Source organism: Rufibacter sp. JT20002, assembly GCF_056491185.1.
Genome location: NZ_JBSZJY010000001.1, coordinates 2,298,051 through 2,316,685 on the forward strand (window position 1 = coordinate 2,298,051; position 18,635 = coordinate 2,316,685).

Below are 18,635 nucleotides of genomic sequence, written 5' to 3' on the forward strand. Positions count from 1 at the left end.
AAATCAACACTATGCCTTGCGGTAAGAAAAGAAAAAGACATAAGATCTCTACTCACAAAAGAAAAAAGCGTCTTCGTAAGAATAGACATAAGAAAAAATAAGGTTTAGCCTTTGATTCTGAGAGCCCACATTGCCATTTAAGGCAATGATGGGCTTTGGTATATTCTTCCACCTAAGCATCTAATACATTGAGTAACGAATTAATTATTAATTCTACTCAAGATGGAGAACGAATAGCCCTTCTTCAGGACAAGCGACTGGTAGAGTATCACTTCGACCGGAATGATACCAACTACTCAGTAGGAGACATTTTTTTAGGCACCGTGAAAAAGGTGATGCCTGGTCTGAACGCCGCGTTCATTGACATTGGCTACACCAAAGACGCGTTCCTGCACTACCATGACTTGGGAGAGAACATCAAGACTCTCAACAAGTACGTGAAGATGGTGCAGACCCAGAAAAACACTTCTGCCAAGCTTGGACCTGTGAAGTTTGAGCCCGAAATAGACAAACTGGGCAAAATGGCCGATGTCCTGAAAAAAGGGCAGCAGGTCTTGGTTCAGATTGTAAAAGAGCCAATATCTACCAAGGGGCCTAGGCTCTCTTGCGAGATTTCCCTGGCTGGCCGCTACCTGGTGCTTGTGCCCTTCTCTAACACGGTAAGCGTGTCAAAGAAGATTGTAAGCAAAGAGGAGCGTACGCGTCTAAAGCGCCTCATTACTTCCATTAAACCGGAAAATTTTGGGGTGATCATCCGTACCGTGGCCGAGGGCCGCGAAGTGGCGGAATTAGACAAAGACCTCCGCACCATGCTGGCTACCTGGGAAGAAGGCATTGCCAAGTTGCGCACCGCTAAGGAACGCGACAAGGTGATTGGGGAGCTAGGACGCTCCTCCTCCATGTTGAGAGACATCTTGAATGAAAGTTTTGACAGCATTGTGGTGGATGACGCCAAACTGCACGACGAGATCAAAACTTACATTGAATCCATAGCCCCGGATAAGCTGAAGATTTTGAAGCATTACTCGGGAAAGGTGAAAACCTTTGAACAGTTCAACATTGAAAAGCAGCTGAAATCCCTGTTCGGGAAGACAGTAAGCATCCCCGGCGGGGGGTACCTGGTAATTGAACACACCGAGGCCCTGCACGTGGTAGATGTGAACAGCGGAAACAAATCCAACTCCGAGACGGATCAGGAAGCGACCGCGCTGAATGTGAATCTTACTGCGGCAAAAGAGGTAGCGCGTCAGTTGCGCCTCCGGGACCTGGGCGGAATCATTGTAGTGGACTTCATTGACATGAAGTCAGCCGAGAACCGGCAAAAAGTGCAGGATGTAGTGAAGGAGGAAATGAAGAAAGACCGGTCTAAGTACACGGTACTTCCCATCTCCAAATTCGGACTCATGCAGATCACCCGCCAGCGCGTACGGCCTGAGCAGAACATTGTAACCGGCGAGGTATGCCCTACCTGCGGAGGCAGCGGCAAAATATCCGCCAGTATTCTGGTAACCGATGAGATAGATCAGACCATTGAAGATCTATTGACCCGCCAGAATCAGAAAAACATTACGCTGTATGTGCATCCGTTCTTGCACGCGTATTACACCAAAGGCATCCTTTCCAAACAGCGGAGATGGTTCCTGAAGCACTTCAAGCGGGTGAACGTGATGAAAGATACGGCCCTGGCCCTCACAGAATTCAAAGTGATGGATGAACACGGCGACGAAATTGAGCTGAAATCAGCTTACACTGAAGTAAATGGGTTACAAGACCGTGCGGTAGAAACAGAGTAACCGTTTCTATTGCCAGCGATATAAAAAGAAAGCCCCCGTTGTGAAACGGGGGCTTTTTAGTACCATAAGGTTTCTGCTTTGAGCCCCGTTTCCAAAAACAAAGGCGAAAACAAGACTAGAACTTAATCCCAAAATCAAGGGCGAAAGAGCTGCTCTTGAGTTCTACCTTGTTGTCGCTGAAGATACCAGCGTAGTAGTCATCATCTACATCGGTGAGGCCGCGGTGGTAAGATAATCCTCCGAACAGTTTGGTGCTTTCGCCCAATTGCCACTCGGCTCCGGCGCCCAGAACAGCCCCTATCTCAAACGTGTTGAAACGCTTGGTGAAACGGTCGCCCTCGGCGTCAACCTTCTTGTCGTTTACTTTGGCCGCCAGCAAGGTGTTTAAAGACGTGCCCGCCTGGAAGTACAAGCGCGTTTCAGGGGCTACCTCGTTGGTGAAGAGCTTCAGAGAGATTGGAATTTCCAGGTATTGTAAGTTGATATCGTCTGAACCAGACATAACCGTGGAAACTCCGTCTGTAGACTGGGTGTAGTTGTATGATACTTCGCCACCCTTTACGTTATAGATCAAACCAGTGCTGAAGGCGTAGTTTGCCCCAAAGAAATAGTCGCCAATGACGCCCATGCCAAACCCTATGCCCGCGCCTTCATTTTTAAAGTTATACTGGTCTTTAGCAATGGTACGGGTAGAGGTAACCGAAGGGGATACTTTCACCCCAATCTCTATCTGCGCAGACGCTTCCTGCGAGAAAAATAAAAATGCGGCCAGAACCAAAACCAGGGGAGTAAAACGAATCATCTTCATAGGGTAAGAGGGTATTAAGAATTAGTACGTTAAATTTGCTTAAAGATAAAGGAAGAATAAGGATGCGAGGCTATTTATTGCTGCTGTTTACTGTTGTATTGTTTTTTGGTTGTTCAAAGAAAGAAACGTGTGAGATTCCGGAAGAAGTATCCCGTATTCCGGTAGACATAAAGATTGACCGGTTAGAGAGCCAATTCTTCAAGATAAAAACTGTGCCAGAGATGCAGGCTTTCCTGCAACAACAGCCGCTGCTTACCCAGAGATTCCTGTTGCGCGACCGCTACCCGTCTGAGGAACTCATGGCCCAAAACCTGCTTCGGCTTGCCACTGATACCAGCATCCATAAGTTGGCCCAGCAGAGCGATGCCACCTTTGGAGACATGAAAAATGTGGAACAGGATCTGGAGAACGGCTTAAAGCACGTGAAATTCTATTATCCTTCGTTCCACATCCCTAAGGTGCAGACGTTCATCTCGGGTCTCAGCCGCGATTTGTTGGTCAGCGATAGCCTGATGGTTTTAGGCTTGGATTTCTTTATCGGTAAGAAAGCGGCTTACCGCCCACAGGCCCCGCAGTACATTCAGGAGCGTTACGAAAAAGAGAACCTGGTGCCGTCTGTGATGCTGCTGGTCTCCAACAAATTCAACAAGACTGATTTTGTGAACCAGGAGATGCTGGACGAGATGATTGACTACGGCAAGTCTTATTATTTCACCGAGAAAATGCTGCCTTGCACCCCAGACTCTCTCATCATCTGGTATTCTGGCCAGGAGCTGGCCGATGTCAAATACAACGAGGGCAAAATCTGGGCGCATTTTATAGAGAAAGGCCTGCTGTATGAAACCAGTCAGTTCATCATAAGAAAATACGTGGGCGAACGGCCCAACGTGCCTGAGATCAGTGAGCGTTGCCCTGGCCGCGTGGCCACCTGGGTGGGTTGGCAGATTGTGCGCAAGTACATGGAAAACAACCCAGACGTGACCCTACAGCAGCTCATGGAAGAGAAAGACGCTCGCAAGATCCTGGACCGTTCAAAATACAAGCCGCAGAAAAAATAAGCTTTCGTGTTTAGGGGCTGTTTGCTGAAAACAGCCCCTAAACGTTTCCCTGCTCTCCGTTGCCATGCACATAGCGCTTTTTCACCAGTACCACCATAACCCTGACTGCCCGGCTACCTGCCGGCATTACACCTTTATGGCAGAGCTGGCGAAGCGGCACAAAATCACCTTAATCACCTCCAACGCTTGGGAAAGTAAACGCCTCACCCACCTGTATGAATGGGTGCCTCCGGGGGTAGAACTGGTGTCCATGGATGTGCCTTATTCCAATAGAATGGGAGTAGTACAACGGCTGCAGGCATTTGGCTCCTTTGCGACCCACTCATTGGTAAAAGGCCTGCGTATGCCCAAGCCCGATGTCATCTGGGGCGTTTCCACTCCTTTAACTACGGCCTGGGCAGCCGCGCAAGTATCCAGGTTTAGAAAGGTGCCTTGGGTGTTTGAGGTGCAGGATCTATGGCCTTCCTTCCCCATCCAGATGGGCACAGTACCGTCTACCCTTGCGCAGCGCCAGTTGTACCGCATGGAAGCCTCCTTGTACCGGCAGGCTGCCCACATTATCCCGCTTTCTGCTGATATGGAAAGGTATATCCTTGGCAAAGGCATCTCTCCCCAAAAGGTGACCACACTGGTAAATGGCACGGAAGTCCCTGCGCAAGCTATTTCTTTGGCAGAACAGCAGGCCTTGCGGGAGAAGTTAGGTTTGCAGGGGAAGAAGGTGGTCTTGTATGCCGGAACCTACGGGCGTGCCAATGATATACCCTTAATAGTAAAGGCCGCCGAGCTGCTGCAACATCAATCTGATCTCTGTTTTGTTTTCACAGGCCAGGGTTTTGATGCCCCTTTACTGAAAACGGTCTCTAAACAGCAAAGCAACATCAAGCTGTTACCTCCTTTGCCCCGCCATGAAATCTTCCGGCTCTTTTCTATCGCGGATGTATCAGTAGTGTCTTTTATTGATTTGCCGGTTTTGGAGGCAAATTCACCCGGGAAACTGTTCGATAGTTTAGCAGTAGGCACCCCCGTGATCGTCACTAATCCAGGCTGGACCAAAAAATTGGTGGAAACGCACCATTGTGGCTGGTACGTGCCCGCTGGAGATGCTCAAGCTCTAGCTCATTCTCTGGAGCAGAGGTTATATCAATCTGAGGAAATGGGTACCATGCGCCAGAATGCAGCGCGAGTGGCCCGGGAGCAGTTCGACCGTCTGCAGATGATTCCTGTATTGGAAAACATCTTCGAGCAGGTGACGCAGCATAGGTTTTAATCCGTTCACCCTTGGAAGAGCAACGTTCCACGTGAAGGAAGGCCAAATTCCCTTAGCCGGATGCTTATTCCTTCATGGCGATGTCAATAATCTTCTGACCGGTATCTCCCAAGTAGGTTTTCACCATTTTCTCATAAGATCTGTACCCTTCATCCACATTGGTCATCATGATCAAGCCTCTCTTCGATTTGGGTAGAATGAAGAACAGCGCGGCGGCTCCGTGATCCGATCCGCTGTGCGATAAGGCGTATTCTCCGTTCCCCAGATCATACACCTCCATGCCCAGCCCGAAGTAGATGTTATCCTTGGTTTTTACCTGGTGCGATACCATTTCAGTATAGGTCTCTTTGGAAAGCCCCGCACCATTCATCATCGAGATCAGGAACTTGCTGTAATCTTCCACCGTGGTTAAAAGGTCATCGGCGGCGTTGGCACTGGTGTTCTTGTAGGTGTCGTAGAGGCCTCCTTTGGTATTATGCCACAGCGCGAACCGCGTTTCATCCACGCCTTTGTCCCAGTAGAATCGGGTATCTTTCATTCCAAGCGGGGTGAAAAGTAAGGAATCTGCTAGTTGGTCCAGGGTTTTGTTAAATTTCTTCTCTAACGCTTTTCTCAAATACTCCATGCCTTCCCCTGAGTACTGGTACTTGGTGCCCGGGTCAAATTGGAAAGCGAGCTTTTTGGATTCATTCAGCCAGCGCCAATTGGGGAAGCCGGTCTGGTGGGTCAGAACATGGCGGGTGGTCAGTTTTTTGCTTCTGGGGTCATGGGCAATATCAGGGTCGGTCCAGTAGGTGGCCAGGGGCTCGTCTAGCTTCCATTTGCCGGCGTTCACTAGTTTCATGGTCACCATAGCGGTGATGGGTTTGGCCAGCGATGCCACGTTAAAGATGGTGTTGTAAGGAGCGGGCGACCCTTTCTTCAGTTCCCCGAAAACTTTAACCTGCTGGAGTTTTCCTTCATTGATAATCCCGATGGCCATTGCCGGAAACTTGTTTTCCTTGAGCCAAGCCTCTATTTCGGCGTCATTGGCGAAGGCCGCTTCTCCTGGTCTAGAAGAAGTCGCGTTTACGTGGTCGTAGCTCAGGCTTCGGATGAGTTTCCAAGCTCCGTTTTCCAGGTTCCAAACGTGCGTGAACCGAGCGGTGCTGGCGAAGGTCTCCGCTTTTCCGGCCTCTTTTTCGTAAAAGCGGTGTTTTCCTGTTTGAATAGCCCCATACAGTACTTGGTTGTCTCTGTACAGGGGGAAAATCTCGGTGCTGCCGGGTATCAATTCCCTCCGCGACTGATACGTGGAAGGCGATTTGCATAAACCATTCTTAAAGCCCGCAACAAACGCTGCCTTTGACGATGTGATACCGCCTTTGTCATGGTAGAACTCAAAATCATTACTGACCACGCTCTCAAACTGGGCAATGTTACAGGTGTTGAACCCCACCTTGAAGAGGAGGCTGTCCTGCACCATGATGGCTTTGTACAACGTTGAGTTGTCCGCTTCCTGTGCCTGACTCATAAAAGGGACGCAAAGAAGGGTTAATGCTAGGGCCAAGACCCCAAGTTTATTAGATACAGTCATCTCCGGAGTCTTCTTAGAATACGTTAGCAAAGGAAGTTTCTACTAGGAGAGACAATCAAAAGCGCTTTTACCCCTGAGAAGGTTTTCAAAAAGAATACTTTAGCTTATTTTTTAGGGTTTCTTACAGAGAGATGAAACCGTTTTGCCTTGATCTTGGGAAATGGCAGGTGATAGGTTTTATGCCTGTTCTTTCAAATGTTTATTGCCAGTAACCTCGCTCTACGCCACAGATTACAGCTTTCAAATGTAAGAACTAAGAGACAAGAAGCCTTGCGGTGTTACCTTGGCTTATAGAAGTTTAGTAAGGCTTTCATTGCGCTTTTCAGGTAGTGGAGTATGGAGATAACCACTTTAGAACCTTAACTTTGAGTGGTTGTTACCCCAATTTGTTTTGCGGATCATCAGGTTTGTTTGGCCAGTTTTTCTCAAAATAGGCGCAAAAATGGGTGAGCGGGCAGCGCTCGCATTGGGGGGTGCGAGCCAGGCAAATGTAACGGCCGTGCAGGATGAGCCAATGATGGGCTTTGGGCACCAGATCTACCGGAATGTTTTTCAGCAGCTCTTTCTCTACCTCTAAGGGCGTTTTGGCTTTGGAGCTTACCAGACCAAGCCGTTTGGAAACCCTGAACACGTGCGTGTCCACAGCCATGGCGGGCATGTTAAAGATAACCGAGGCAATCACGTTAGCGGTTTTGCGGCCCACGCCCGGCAGCAGTTGAAGTTCCTCAATGGAAGAAGGTACCTCGCCGCCAAACCGCTCCGTTAGCATTTTGCCTAAGCCTGCCAAGTGCTTGGCCTTGTTGTTGGGGTAGGAGATACTTTTGATGTAAGGGAAAATATCTTCAGAAGTGGCGGTAGCCAGCACATCTGGAGATGGGAAAGCTTCAAACAGAGCAGGAGTAACCAGATTTACCCGCTTGTCGGTGCACTGGGCGCTCAGGACCACGGCTACCAACAGTTCATACGGATTGCGGTAGTCCAGCTCGGTTTCGGCTTCCGGAAAGTTCTGGGTAAAATAAGAGATTAAGTGACGGTACCGCTCTGGTTTGCGCATCTGGTTAGCATGTTAAGAATACAAACTTAGCCAAAACGAGGCTTTCTTCCAGAACTAATTGGCTAAGGTTAGAGAGGGGAATCGGATTGCTGCGTCAGCAGCATAGGATATAAGGATTGGGATTTTAGCTTACTTTCGCAGAGAAGAGGACAAACTACGGGAAAGTACACGATTAAGAAGGCTGTTCTGCTTTTCTACAGGCAAATGCCTATGGGTTAAACCTGTTCTGGGATAACAAAGTTAGTCCTTAAAATCAACCAGAATCTGCACCCTTTCCGCATAAGGGTCGCTCATCCGGGTGACCGTTATCCTGTCGGACTCGCCGTAGTACTTGGCTATTCCTTTGATGATACCCACCGCTACCCCGCACATGCGCCGCTTGGAATGATAGTCAATGATCAGGCGATTGGCTCCCTGCTTTGTCACCAGCAATTTGGGGGGAGATGTTCGGGAGTCTTCCTTCTTGACTGCCCCGTGCATAGACTCTTCGGTGTTGAGCAGCATTTCGTAGGTGCGCCACTCGGGCTTAATGTATTTTTTGTAAACCAGCAGCAGGTCAGGTACCAGAAACTCTCCGTACTGCTCCATCAACTCATATGCGGGAATGCCTGTATCTTCAGAGGCCTGGTGCACGATGGCAAAGAGTTCATCAGTGGGGTACATGCCCTGCATCTGGTAAGACGGATGCTCCACCCCCACTTTCTCTAACAGCCGCACCCAGGTGCTGTAGTCATAGGTGCTTTCTACGAAACGTTTTAATAGCACGAAGATGGAGCCGTGCATCATGTCATGGAGACCCGTTTCAGTTGTCATTTGTCTGTTTGTTGTCTTAAGTATAAATACGAGGAAGCGTCTAAAGGTTTCTAGTGCCGCTAAGAGTGGGCAATCAGTTGTCTTGTTTGAGGCACCGGTCTCCGGCTTGCCGCAGTAGTTATTCTTGTAGAAGATACTACTGCGGCAAGCTTTGCTGTGCTCCCTATTTTTTCTGCGTTCAGGTCTAATTAAGCCTAAAGCCATGCACTGTTTGGCTTTACAAAGCAGTTTGCAGCAAATCTTATACGGAGAAGCACTTGCCGGGTAGATAAGTGAGTCTAGTTAACTCCGAAATCAGGGTTAAGCGTGTATTAAACTGCCATGAGCCACTCCTCAGCGGCCACTCTGCCTTGGAAAGTGGCTACCATCACTCCCTTGATTCCATACTCAATGGCTTTGTCAGCCGAGAGCCTCGCGTAGACATCGGGGGAGTAAACGTGGCCCAGGAATCGGCACCCGGCCTTCGCCATTCTAGGGACCCAGTCCAGGGCCACCCACTCCGCCGCGTCTGACCACATGCCCGTCACATGGGTGTTGTCATTAAGCAACTTGGTGCAGCGGTACACGGTCATGAACTTGAGGATCTTCTCGCAACCATCGCGCACAGTTGCTTCGGTCTGCTCGCCTTGCCAATCGGCGTACAGGGTGTCATTTACCACGTCACACCGTATGGCAATGTGGGGCTCGTTGGCCAGCAGTTTCCCGTGCATGTTAGCGTTCTTATGGTGTTCCATAAATTAGGTGGTGCCTCGCTCAATGTTCTCCATTACTACGGATGCGAGGCTTTCCAGTACACGCTGATCAGCTTCAGAGAACTCTCTTGGTTCCGTATCCACAATGCAAAGGGCACCTATGTTAAAGCCGTCGCTGCTTTTCAGCGGTGCCGCCGCGTAAAAGCGTAAACCAAACTCGCCCGTCACCATGGGGTTGGCTAACAGGCAGGGTTCTTCCAATGCATTCTCAAACACCGTGGCTCCATCTTTGAGCACTGCCAAGGAGCAAAGGCTAGTGCCTCTGGGCACCGGGTTCTTTACTTCCATTCCTACGCTGGCTTTGGTGTGCACATATTCGCTGTCTACCAGGTTCACAAGGGCGATGGGTACAGAAAACATGTGGGTGGCCATGCTGGCGATGTGTTTGAACGTGCCCTCTTCGCGGTGGGTGTTCAAGATATAAAGGCTACGCAGTTTGGCCAGTCTCTCCTCTTCGTTATCGGGTATAATCGGCAGGCCGAACGTGTTCATCATAGGGTGTTGTAAGTGAAAATAAAAGGGGTTTGTTCGAGGTTGTGCCTACTAGCAGGCAATAGGGGCTGTCAAAGATAGGCTTAAAATGCATGTGGTTGGCATTTTCAGTGTATTACCACCAAAGCGTTGCCGCCTTCACTAGGCGCTTTCTTTTAGCTGGAGTTTCTGAAATAAGCACTTAAAACATAAAGGCCTGATTACCATGAAGGTAACCAGGTCTTTGTCTTACTTTAATTTTGTTTCTTAAGGGTGAAAACTTACAGTTTTGGAGTAACTAATGATAGCGTCGGTGACCCGCTCGCTTGGTTGGGTGAGCGCTTCCTCCAAGCTAAGCTGGGTGAGGAGCAGATCAGCACAGGCTTCGGCTAGTTCCTGGTCCACCATCAAGGCTTCTTCCAGGGCTAAGCGTTGCTTTTTAGGCAGTTCGTTGTAAAGGTACTGTACTAGATCATGATGAGTAAAGGTTTTGGTCATAGGCTGTTTTATCATTGGACATTTTTTTCCGCAAATTGATTAATGCGTATCTCATTCTGCCCAAAGCCGTGTTAATGCTTACACCGGTAGCCTCTGCGATCTCCTGAAAACTCATGTCAGCGTAGTGGCGCATGATCAGCACCTCTTTCTGCGCGGCCGGTAACTGTTGAATCAGTTCCCGTAGACGGGCATGGGTTTCCTCTTTGATCCGGATGGATTCCACTGATTCCTCAGAGAAGCTTAACGTGTTAAACACATTACTGCCGTCTTCCAATGTAATCATAGGGCTCCGTTTCTCCCGACGGAAGTAATCAATAGCCAAGTTATGGGCGATACGGCAGATCCAGGATGAAAATTTGCCTTCTTCGTTGTAACGACCGCTCTTCATGGTATGGATGGCCTTCACAAACGTTTCCTGTAACAGGTCTTCGGCTGTGTAGGTATCTTTTACTATAAGCAGAATAGTGGTGTAAACCTTGCTCTTGTGGCGGCTAACCAATTCCTCAAACGCGCTCTCGTTACCAGCGATATACGACGTTACTAACGCCGAATCATTAAGCTGTACTGTATTCATCTAAATCTACAAATAAGGTAACGTAGAGGTTTATGCCATATTGTGAGGTTAGGTTTTTAAGATTGGTTTTCTATGATTACCAAATATATAAAATAACAGATCGAAATACAACGGGTGAAAACTTCTGAAAAATATTTTTTTTCCGTTTTTAGTAGATTCCCAAAATCTGGGTTTAAAACCGCTAAAACCAGAAAATCAAATCGCCTCAAATATCACACCAGTACTCCTGATCAGATCTTGAAGATACTACTTTCTGCTGTACAAATGAAAGCAAAGCCGCTACTTTTTACGCCAGAAAAAATGAAAAATTTGAGGAGAGTAGTAGCGGAGAGTGTATAACCTATTGAAAGAAAGCATCTACTGTCTCTCAAGTTGGTTAGGTGCAATGTCAATCGGCCGCTTTTGAGGTAGGCGACTAAAGTGGTAAAAACTGGAGGGAGTAGGCTAATGGGAAAGCGGTCTTTTCTTGATCATGCCCCCAGAGGTGTCATTGATACTGTGCATGATCAGGAAGGCGCCGGGGTCCAGTTCGGTGATGAGGTTTTTGAGCCGTTGCACCTCCAGGCGGGTGACCACGCAATACAGAATGTCAATCTCCTCACCCGAGAAGCCCCGCTGTCCTTTGTAAATAGTAACCGCCCGGCCTAGTTGGGTTAAGAGGGCCTGCCGGATGATGACGTTGTTTACCGACACAATGGTGACGCCAGTGTACTCTTCAATCCCATGGATAAGGAAATCAATGGTTTTGGAGGCAGTAAGATAGGTGAGCACCGAGTACATGGCGGGCTCTGCCCCCAACAAAAAGGCCGCACCCATGAATAGGATTAGATTGATGACCAGAATCACGTCGCCAATGGTGAGGCTGGTGCGTTTGCTTACCAGCAGAGCCAAAATTTCGGTGCCATCCAGCACGCAACCACCCCTGATGGACAAGCCAATGCCCGCCCCTAGAAAGAAGCCGCCAAAAACCGCCGTCAGAAGTTTGTCATCGGTGATGGTGGGGAAATCAAACGTGAGCAGCAAGGCGGCTAACCCTATCACTGCTAACAAGCTTTTTAGTGCAAATGACCTAGCCACCAGTTGATACCCCGCAATCAAGAAGGGGCCATTGATAAACAGAATCAGTAGTGGCAAAGGGGCACCTGTGCTTTTAGAAAGCAGCATGGAAAGGCCCGTCACGCCCCCGTCAATGAAATGGTTAGGAATGAGAAAACCTTTCAGCCCTACCCCCGCAGAGCAGATGCCAAAAACAATGAACAGAAAATCGCGGAGCCGGCCCCAAGGGCGCTTTATTTTTAAAACGGAGAGCTTTGAGGGTAAAGGCTGGTTCAAGGAAACTGCGGCTTTTTATTTAACAGAAGGGGAAAGGGTCTGCAACTGCTGATCTAAAGCAGTAAGTTGCTTGTTTAAGCCATTATAATACGCTTCTATGCTCTTGCGCTCAGCCGCGGAAAGGCTGGCTTCCAGAAGGGCTGCGCGTTGCTCCTGCAGCTTTACAATCTGCTCTAGCACCTGAATCTTTTTCTCCTGTGGTAGCTTATAGGTGAATTTCTGCTTCTGATTACCCGCCGATACAATCTGCCCATCTACAGTGACAATGCGCACCTCTGTGTCTCCCACTACTTTCTTTTCGTGCGCCACGATGGTACTATGGGTGAAAATGTCATCGGCGACTAATACTACCCGGCCCTGCGGATTGACGGCATTCTTTTGTTTAAGGGTGTAGTTTTTGCCATCTGGTAACCGTACCTGCCCGCTGGGCGAGACAATAGTGCCGTTGCTATATTGGATAGGCTCTTGCAACTCAAACAACTTTCCGCCTTTGTGCTGAACCAGGGTGCCCTTGTGCCAGAAGATTGTGTTGTCTTTAATGTTAGCCTGCGTGATGAGGCTGTCAGTCGTTTGCTGGGCAAAAGAAATTTGAGTAGTGCCTAGTAAGGTAAAAACAAATAATAGGCAGTATAGAACGGGTGTTTTCATAGTCATGCTTTTTGAGTCAGGATCTATATACGGGATATGCTATCTAGATGATTAGGGATAGATTCATAGAAAACCTGCTGCTCTCAATGGTTACTTGAAAGATGCAGAAAGGTTCTTTATAAAGTTAAATTTACAGCACATCTTTCCTTGAATCATAGGCGTATAAACCAGTGTATGAAATATGAAATTAACATGACGCCCGAATCTTGGGGATAGGGTGAGAGAGACTTCTAGGGAAAGAAGCCTTCATGTGAAAATCAAAGGTTTTTAATGATTGAGTAAAACTTGTTTATAGTAAACAATAGCAATACCAATCAGGAGTAACTCAAATAAGAAAGTTGATTATTTGGATTTTAGATGAAATAAAGGAGTGTGGCGGTCGTACGAAAGGGTGCTGTTGGAATGCAAATCCGCCCGCTTCTTTTTCTTTTCTCTTTCCGAATGGCAGACCTCAAGACAGGTGCCATCTAGATATATAAATAATATAATTAAAAGCAGAAGCGGAAGCCCCATAAGGCTTCCGCTTCTGCTTTATGCGGTCACCTAACTTAAGGACAGGTGAATTTAGGAGACCTGACGGTGTATTCTGTGTTTAGGACTTGGTTTCTAGAAATTGGGTTTAAAGCCATCAAGGCTTGACCAGCGGGGTAGCCCACAACCCCATTTTCATCTGGAAGATATTGGCAATGCTGGTGGCTTTTTGCTTTGCCTGGTCTGCCATGGAGCCCGTAAACAACTCATCCACGGTTTGGGTGAAAAGAGTGATCCAGCGGGTGAAATGCGCACGGTCTACCGGCAGGGCCAGGTGCTTGGGAAAGGGTTGCCCCTTATACGCCATGGAGCCAAACAAAACGGTGCTCCAGAAAGCGTACATCTTAGGGAGATGCTCTTCCCAGTTCACTTGGGCAAACCCGTTGAAGACCGGGCCCAGCAACTCATCCTGGTTCACGTGGTCATAAAAGGTATCTACCAATCGCTTTATATCGTCTTCAGAGACTATGTCTGGTTTTTGTTCTTCGCTCATATGCTCATTGCTTCTACAGAAGGTTCACCTTCTCTTTAACACAACAAGGTTAGCAGATGGTGCGCAGACTTGAAATGATATTGGTCATTTCAAAGGTGTTTTTAGCTAAACAGCCCTAAAATAATTAAAAGTGCTCTGGGTAAAAGAAAGGCGCCAGTTCCCCGGAAATAGTGAACAGAAGCAGGGAAGAGGGTGTTTTCTATATGAAGGGGTAAGAAAGATTGGCCTGGGGCTCCTGAAGAAATCTGTTGTTTTCCTGTACTCCTAACCTTTCCTGTCTTACCTTACCGTCCATTTGGACGGAGTATCCACTTATCTCTTTTGTCATGGATGACCTGTTTGCCGCCCGGTCGCAGATGGCGCTGTCGCTGGGATTTCATATTATCTACGCCTGCATTGGCATGGTCATGCCGTTCTTCATGGCCGTCTCGCATTACAACTATCTTACTACCCACCAAGACGTTTACAAACGCCTCACCAAGGCTTGGAGCAAGGGCGTAGCCATCTTCTTCGCCACCGGTGCTGTCTCGGGAACCATGCTGTCGTTTGAGTTGGGGCTGCTGTGGCCCAAGTTCATGGAGCACGCCGGGCCTATCTTCGGGATGCCGTTTTCGCTGGAGGGGACCGCTTTCTTTATTGAAGCCATTGCGTTGGGGTTCTTCCTTTACGGATGGGGCCGGTTCAACCCTTGGTTCCACTGGTTTACCGGAGTGGTGGTGGGCCTAAGCGGATTAGCCTCCGGGATTCTGGTGGTTGCTGCCAACGCTTGGATGAACAGCCCCGCGGGGTTTGATTACGTGAACGGGCAATACCTGAACATTGACCCCATCAAAGCCATGTTCAACGATGCCTGGTTTTCCCAAGCCTTGCACATGACCCTGGCCGCATTCACCGCCACCGGTTTCGCGGTAGCGGGGCTGCACGCCCTGATGATCCTGAAGAAGCGAAACGTGGTTTTTCATGCTAAAGCCTTTAAGATAGCCGCTATTTTTGGGGCAGTGGCAGCCATTTTGCAACCTATCTCCGGTGACATCTCCGCGAAGGATGTGGCCCAGCGGCAACCTGCAAAGTTGGCAGCCATGGAAGCTCATTTCCATACTGAGAAATCAGCGGATCTGGTGTTGGGTGGTTTGCCTGATGAAGACAAGAAACAGGTAAACTATGCCATTAAGATACCGGGTATGCTGAGTTTCCTAGCGCACGGCAACTTTGAGCAGGAAGTGATTGGTTTGGATAAGTTCCCGAAAGAAGACCAGCCGCCGGTGTTGGTGACGCACATCGCTTTTCAAATCATGGTAGGCTTGGGTTCGTTCCTGATGCTGGTTTCACTGTTTTATCTGCTGGCCCTCTGGAAGAAAAAGAACTGGCTGTACAGCACCTGGCTGCTTCGGCTGTTTGTGGTGGCAATCCCGCTGGGCTTTATTGCCATTGAGGCCGGCTGGACCGTGACCGAGGTAGGCCGGCAGCCCTGGATCTTGAATGGTATCATGCGCACAAAAGACGCGGTAACCCCAATGCCGGGCATCGCCTATTCTTTTTACCTGTTCACGGGGATTTACCTGTCCTTGAGTCTGGTGGTGATTTACCTGCTGTACCGGCAGATAAAGGCAGTGCCTACCTTGTATGATGTCACGCCCGAGCCAGTTCACGCTATCCATTAATCAGAGGTTATGTTATACGTTGTAATCGCTTTTCTCTGCCTGGGCATTCTGCTGTACTTTCTGCTGGGCGGAGCCGATTTTGGGGCAGGTATCATTGAGTTGTTCACCCATCGGCGCAACATCCGCCGGACCCGCACCACCATGTACCACGCCATCGGGCCTATCTGGGAGGCCAACCACATGTGGTTGATCATTGCCATTGTGATCCTGTTTGTGGGCTTCCCCAGAATTTACGCCACCATGTCGGTGTACCTGCATATTCCGCTGGTGATTCTGCTCATCGGGATCATTGCAAGGGGGACCGCCTTTGTGTTCCGGCACTATGATGCGGTGGTAGACGAGATGCAGGGAGTCTATAATAACATCTTTGTGTACTCCAGTTTCCTGACGCCGCTGTTTCTGGGCATCATCGCCGGCAGTGTGGTCTCGGGGCACATCAATGTGAACGCCACTTCTTTTGCCGAGGCCTATGTTTTTAGCTGGTTGCATTGGTTCTCGGTAGCGGTGGGCTTTTTTACGGTAGCTCTCTGCGGATTTCTGGCGGCCGTTTACCTTATTGGCGAAGCCGAGGAAGAGCAGGACCGTCGGCGGTTTGTGGAAAAGGCCTTGATCTTGAATATAGTTGCCGTGGTGTGTGGGGCCCTGGTGTTTGTGGCTGCTTTGGTAGAAGGCGTGCCGCTGCTGCAATGGCTTTTCGGGAACAAGGTTAGTTTTACGGCCATTGTGCTGGCCTCGGTATCATTGGTGTTGCTGTGGATCTTGCTAAGACGTGGGCAAGGGAAAGTGCTGCGGGTTTTGGCAGGTTTTCAGGTGACCATGATTCTGCTAGCTATTGGGTACGCACATTTCCCTAATTTCCTGCTTCTACAGGGAGGTAACCACCTGTCGCTGCTGGAGAACCAGGCGCCTGCCGCCACCATCAATGCCCTGGGTTGGGCGTTGCTCTTGGGAAGCGTTTTTATTCTGCCGGCCTTGGGATACCTATTCTACAGTTTCCAGAAAAAGCCGATCCATGACTACGAGGTGTAAGCCTTTGCTCACGGAAGTCACGAAGAGGTTTTAAGGCTAGTTTCCCAAAAGCAGGGGTAAAACGACATAGCATTAGCATAAATGAAAATGGCCCGCTTGGTAAGACACTACCAAGCGGGCCATTTTGTATTCTTAATCTAAGATTAGCTGATTGCTTCTACTAGCTGGCACTTCTTCAACCAAAGCAACGCTTCAGTTTCGGAGGTGAAGCCTTCAAAATCGGCGCCGGTGCCATACCAGGGCAAGGTTCTCATCTTCATAGCGGAAGACCTTGTCTCTAAATCGTTGGCGTGGGCTGGGGAAAGTAAGTAAGCTACGTGGGTGATGTGCCCTAATTGGCCGTGTAAAGCCGGGAAGTACGTATCACGTAACCAGTCAACGTCCTCCTTTGAAAGGGGACCTCTGCTTCTGATGTCAAACAGCCAGTAACGGGCGTGCGTTTCCTGTGCCAGTTCCAGAACTTGTTGGTAAACCTCCCGCACGGTGAGGGCATAAATCGGCTGCGGCCAACGCAAAATTAGCACGTCCAGGTCTGGACGATAAGTAAGTGCAACTGCATCTAAAAACGATGGCGACATAGGTTGGGGACTATTTGCGGTAAACTTACAACATTACGCACAATCATGGCCCTTTTAAAGGGAAATAGTTTGTGGGCTTTTGAATATAGTGAACACCTATATTTTGATGAACGTTCGCTCTAAAGGCAGAATAAACGTATTCCGTAGAAAAATGCAATATCTTTGCTTTCTTACTTTTAACCTGTGACGACACCTACCCCTGTTCCGGAGGAGCGACATGATCCGTATGCCGTGCTCCGGATTCCTGAATTCAGATTTTTTGTTTCTGCGCGTTTTTGCATTACCCTGGCCATGCAAATACAGGCCGTGGTGGTGGGTTGGCAGATCTATGACATCACCAAAGACCCCTTTTCACTTGGGCTGATCGGGCTGGTGGAAGCAATTCCGTCTATTACGGTGGCGCTGTATGCCGGGCACGTGGCGGATATCATCCCCAGAAAACGCATTATTATTACCGTGCTCAGTGTGTTGCTTTTCTGTTCGTTGGCGCTCTTGTTCTACACCCTGGATGTTGGTAAAATCCTGCATGCATTTGGCACACTGCCCATCTATTCGGTGATTTTCCTGAGCGGCATCGCGCGCGGATTTATGGGGCCAGCCGTGTTCGCCTTTATGCCCCAGCTGCTGCCAGACCGGAAACTGTATGCCAATGCCATTACATGGAGCAGTACTACCTGGCAGGCAGGCTCGGTGGCAGGACCGGCCATCGGGGGCTTGGTGTATGCTTTTGGCGGTGTGACCGCGGCCTTTGGGGTAGATGCTTCGCTGGTGTTGCTTTCGCTTTTGCTGTACTCATTTATTGCGGGCAAGCCATTGCCGGTGAGCGAGGGTCCTAAACTCAAGATAAGGGAAAGCCTACAGACTGGTCTAAAGTTCGTGTTCGGGAACCAGATCATCCTCAGTGCGCTGGCCTTGGATATGTTTGCGGTGCTTTTCGGCGGAGCCGTGATTCTGTTGCCGGTGTTCGCCTCTGATATCCTTAAGATCGGGCCACAGGGTCTGGGCTTGTTGCGCTCGGCACCTGCTATTGGCTCTGTGACCATGGCGCTGTTTATGGCCTACCGGCCGATTACCTTTAATGCCGGGAAGAAAATGCTGTGGGCGGTGGCTGGTTTTGGAGCCTGTATCATTGTGTTTGGCTTGTCTAAGTTGTTCTGGCTCTCCTTTGGGATGCTGCTGCTGAGCGGCGTACTGGACAGCGTCTCGGTGATTATTAGATCTACCTTGATCCATACGCTTACGCCCGAGCACATGAAAGGCCGGGTCTCCAGCGTGAACAACATCTTCGTGGGCTCCAGCAACGAGATTGGGTCTTTTGAATCGGGGCTTGCCGCCAAACTGCTAGGCGTGGTACCGTCAGTGGTATTCGGGGGTACCATGACTATTCTCATCGTCGCCTTCACCGCCTGGAAAGCCGATAAGCTGCGTAAACTAAGCTTGTAAGGCTGTGCGCAGCCTTGTCTGTGCTGCACATTTTAAGCGTGATTTCACGGGAACAGCCTAAAAACAGCGAGGCCCGCCAGAAAAATCTGGCGGGCCTCGCTGTTTTTAGGCAAATACTTAGGCTTTGCTGGCAGCCGTTAACTTAGCGGCTTTGGTGGCTTCGTTCTTCGGCTTCTGCGGACGGCTGTTACCAAATGAGCCTTTGCTGATCTTTCCTTTTTTACTTTTTTTATCTCCTTTTCCCATGGTAGTACTG

19 protein-coding genes are annotated in these 18,635 nt (G+C 49.1%); 6 read left to right on the forward strand and 13 right to left on the reverse strand.

Annotated features, from left to right (window positions below; all coding sequences use genetic code 11):
* Window positions 1-188 precede the first annotated feature (188 nt).
* Complete coding sequence (locus ACW9SV_RS09225; protein ID WP_479556447.1) at window positions 189-1,793, forward strand: Rne/Rng family ribonuclease; 1,605 nt, start codon at window positions 189-191, stop codon at window positions 1,791-1,793.
* Window positions 1,794-1,908: 115 nt separating this feature from the next.
* Here the strand turns inward: ACW9SV_RS09225 and ACW9SV_RS09230 are convergent, their stop codons facing one another.
* Entirely contained in the window at window positions 1,909-2,601 is a 693-nt protein-coding gene (locus ACW9SV_RS09230; protein ID WP_479556448.1) for a porin family protein, read from the reverse strand.
* 62 nt (window positions 2,602-2,663) lie between these two features.
* Between ACW9SV_RS09230 and gldB the strand changes: the two genes are divergently transcribed.
* Window positions 2,664-3,659: a gliding motility lipoprotein GldB gene (gene gldB, locus ACW9SV_RS09235; protein WP_479556449.1), complete on the forward strand. Its 996-nt coding sequence runs from the start codon at window positions 2,664-2,666 to the stop codon at window positions 3,657-3,659.
* Between the two features lie 64 nt (window positions 3,660-3,723).
* Window positions 3,724-4,926 carry a glycosyltransferase family 4 protein gene (locus ACW9SV_RS09240; RefSeq protein ID WP_479556450.1) on the forward strand — a complete coding sequence of 401 codons (1,203 nt, stop codon included), beginning with the start codon at window positions 3,724-3,726 and terminating at the stop codon, window positions 4,924-4,926.
* 64 nt (window positions 4,927-4,990) lie between these two features.
* Here the strand turns inward: ACW9SV_RS09240 and ACW9SV_RS09245 are convergent, their stop codons facing one another.
* The 10 genes from ACW9SV_RS09245 to ACW9SV_RS09290 form a co-directional block, all read right to left on the reverse strand.
* The gene (locus ACW9SV_RS09245) at window positions 4,991-6,439 is read right to left on the reverse strand and encodes a serine hydrolase (protein WP_479556451.1); all 1,449 of its coding nucleotides are present in this window, start codon (window positions 6,437-6,439) and stop codon (window positions 4,991-4,993) included.
* A 439-nt stretch (window positions 6,440-6,878) separates the two neighbouring features.
* Window positions 6,879-7,556, reverse strand: a complete 678-nt coding sequence (gene nth / locus ACW9SV_RS09250) for an endonuclease III (protein WP_479556452.1) — start codon at window positions 7,554-7,556, stop codon at window positions 6,879-6,881.
* A 240-nt stretch (window positions 7,557-7,796) separates the two neighbouring features.
* Window positions 7,797-8,369 (reverse strand): heme NO-binding domain-containing protein, encoded by a 573-nt coding sequence (locus tag ACW9SV_RS09255; RefSeq protein WP_479556453.1) that lies wholly within the window; start codon window positions 8,367-8,369, stop codon window positions 7,797-7,799.
* A gap of 311 nt (window positions 8,370-8,680) precedes the next feature.
* Window positions 8,681-9,103: a hypothetical protein gene (locus tag ACW9SV_RS09260; protein ID WP_479556454.1), complete on the reverse strand. Its 423-nt coding sequence runs from the start codon at window positions 9,101-9,103 to the stop codon at window positions 8,681-8,683.
* A 3-nt stretch (window positions 9,104-9,106) separates the two neighbouring features.
* A complete protein-coding gene (locus tag ACW9SV_RS09265) occupies window positions 9,107-9,616 on the reverse strand; it encodes a GAF domain-containing protein (RefSeq protein WP_479556455.1) in 510 nt (169 codons plus the stop codon).
* A 243-nt stretch (window positions 9,617-9,859) separates the two neighbouring features.
* Window positions 9,860-10,090: an anti-sigma factor gene (locus tag ACW9SV_RS09270; protein WP_062543750.1), complete on the reverse strand. Its 231-nt coding sequence runs from the start codon at window positions 10,088-10,090 to the stop codon at window positions 9,860-9,862.
* Window positions 10,065-10,664, reverse strand: a complete 600-nt coding sequence (locus ACW9SV_RS09275; protein ID WP_479556456.1) for an RNA polymerase sigma factor — start codon at window positions 10,662-10,664, stop codon at window positions 10,065-10,067. The genes ACW9SV_RS09270 and ACW9SV_RS09275 overlap by 26 nt, the downstream gene beginning before the upstream one ends.
* Before the next feature lie 444 nt (window positions 10,665-11,108).
* Window positions 11,109-11,996: a YitT family protein gene (locus ACW9SV_RS09280; protein ID WP_479556457.1), complete on the reverse strand. Its 888-nt coding sequence runs from the start codon at window positions 11,994-11,996 to the stop codon at window positions 11,109-11,111.
* 15 nt (window positions 11,997-12,011) lie between these two features.
* Window positions 12,012-12,644 carry a DUF6799 domain-containing protein gene (locus ACW9SV_RS09285; protein ID WP_479556458.1) on the reverse strand — a complete coding sequence of 211 codons (633 nt, stop codon included), beginning with the start codon at window positions 12,642-12,644 and terminating at the stop codon, window positions 12,012-12,014.
* A gap of 628 nt (window positions 12,645-13,272) precedes the next feature.
* Window positions 13,273-13,668: a group III truncated hemoglobin gene (locus tag ACW9SV_RS09290; RefSeq protein WP_479556459.1), complete on the reverse strand. Its 396-nt coding sequence runs from the start codon at window positions 13,666-13,668 to the stop codon at window positions 13,273-13,275.
* 326 nt (window positions 13,669-13,994) lie between these two features.
* Here ACW9SV_RS09290 and ACW9SV_RS09295 point away from each other — a divergent pair, with 326 nt between their 5' ends.
* Complete coding sequence (locus ACW9SV_RS09295) at window positions 13,995-15,329, forward strand: cytochrome ubiquinol oxidase subunit I (RefSeq protein ID WP_479556460.1); 1,335 nt, start codon at window positions 13,995-13,997, stop codon at window positions 15,327-15,329.
* Between the two features lie 9 nt (window positions 15,330-15,338).
* Window positions 15,339-16,358: a cytochrome d ubiquinol oxidase subunit II gene (locus ACW9SV_RS09300; protein WP_479556461.1), complete on the forward strand. Its 1,020-nt coding sequence runs from the start codon at window positions 15,339-15,341 to the stop codon at window positions 16,356-16,358.
* 143 nt (window positions 16,359-16,501) lie between these two features.
* Here ACW9SV_RS09300 and ACW9SV_RS09305 read toward each other — a convergent pair whose 3' ends face one another.
* Window positions 16,502-16,936, reverse strand: a complete 435-nt coding sequence (locus tag ACW9SV_RS09305) for a hypothetical protein (protein ID WP_479556462.1) — start codon at window positions 16,934-16,936, stop codon at window positions 16,502-16,504.
* Window positions 16,937-17,119: 183 nt separating this feature from the next.
* Here ACW9SV_RS09305 and ACW9SV_RS09310 point away from each other — a divergent pair, with 183 nt between their 5' ends.
* Window positions 17,120-18,379, forward strand: coding sequence for an MFS transporter (locus ACW9SV_RS09310; RefSeq protein ID WP_479556463.1), 1,260 nt, complete (start codon window positions 17,120-17,122; stop codon window positions 18,377-18,379).
* 117 nt (window positions 18,380-18,496) lie between these two features.
* Here ACW9SV_RS09310 and ACW9SV_RS09315 read toward each other — a convergent pair whose 3' ends face one another.
* Window positions 18,497-18,625, reverse strand: coding sequence for a 30S ribosomal protein THX (locus ACW9SV_RS09315; RefSeq protein ID WP_479556464.1), 129 nt, complete (start codon window positions 18,623-18,625; stop codon window positions 18,497-18,499).
* Window positions 18,626-18,635: the final 10 nt, after the last annotated feature.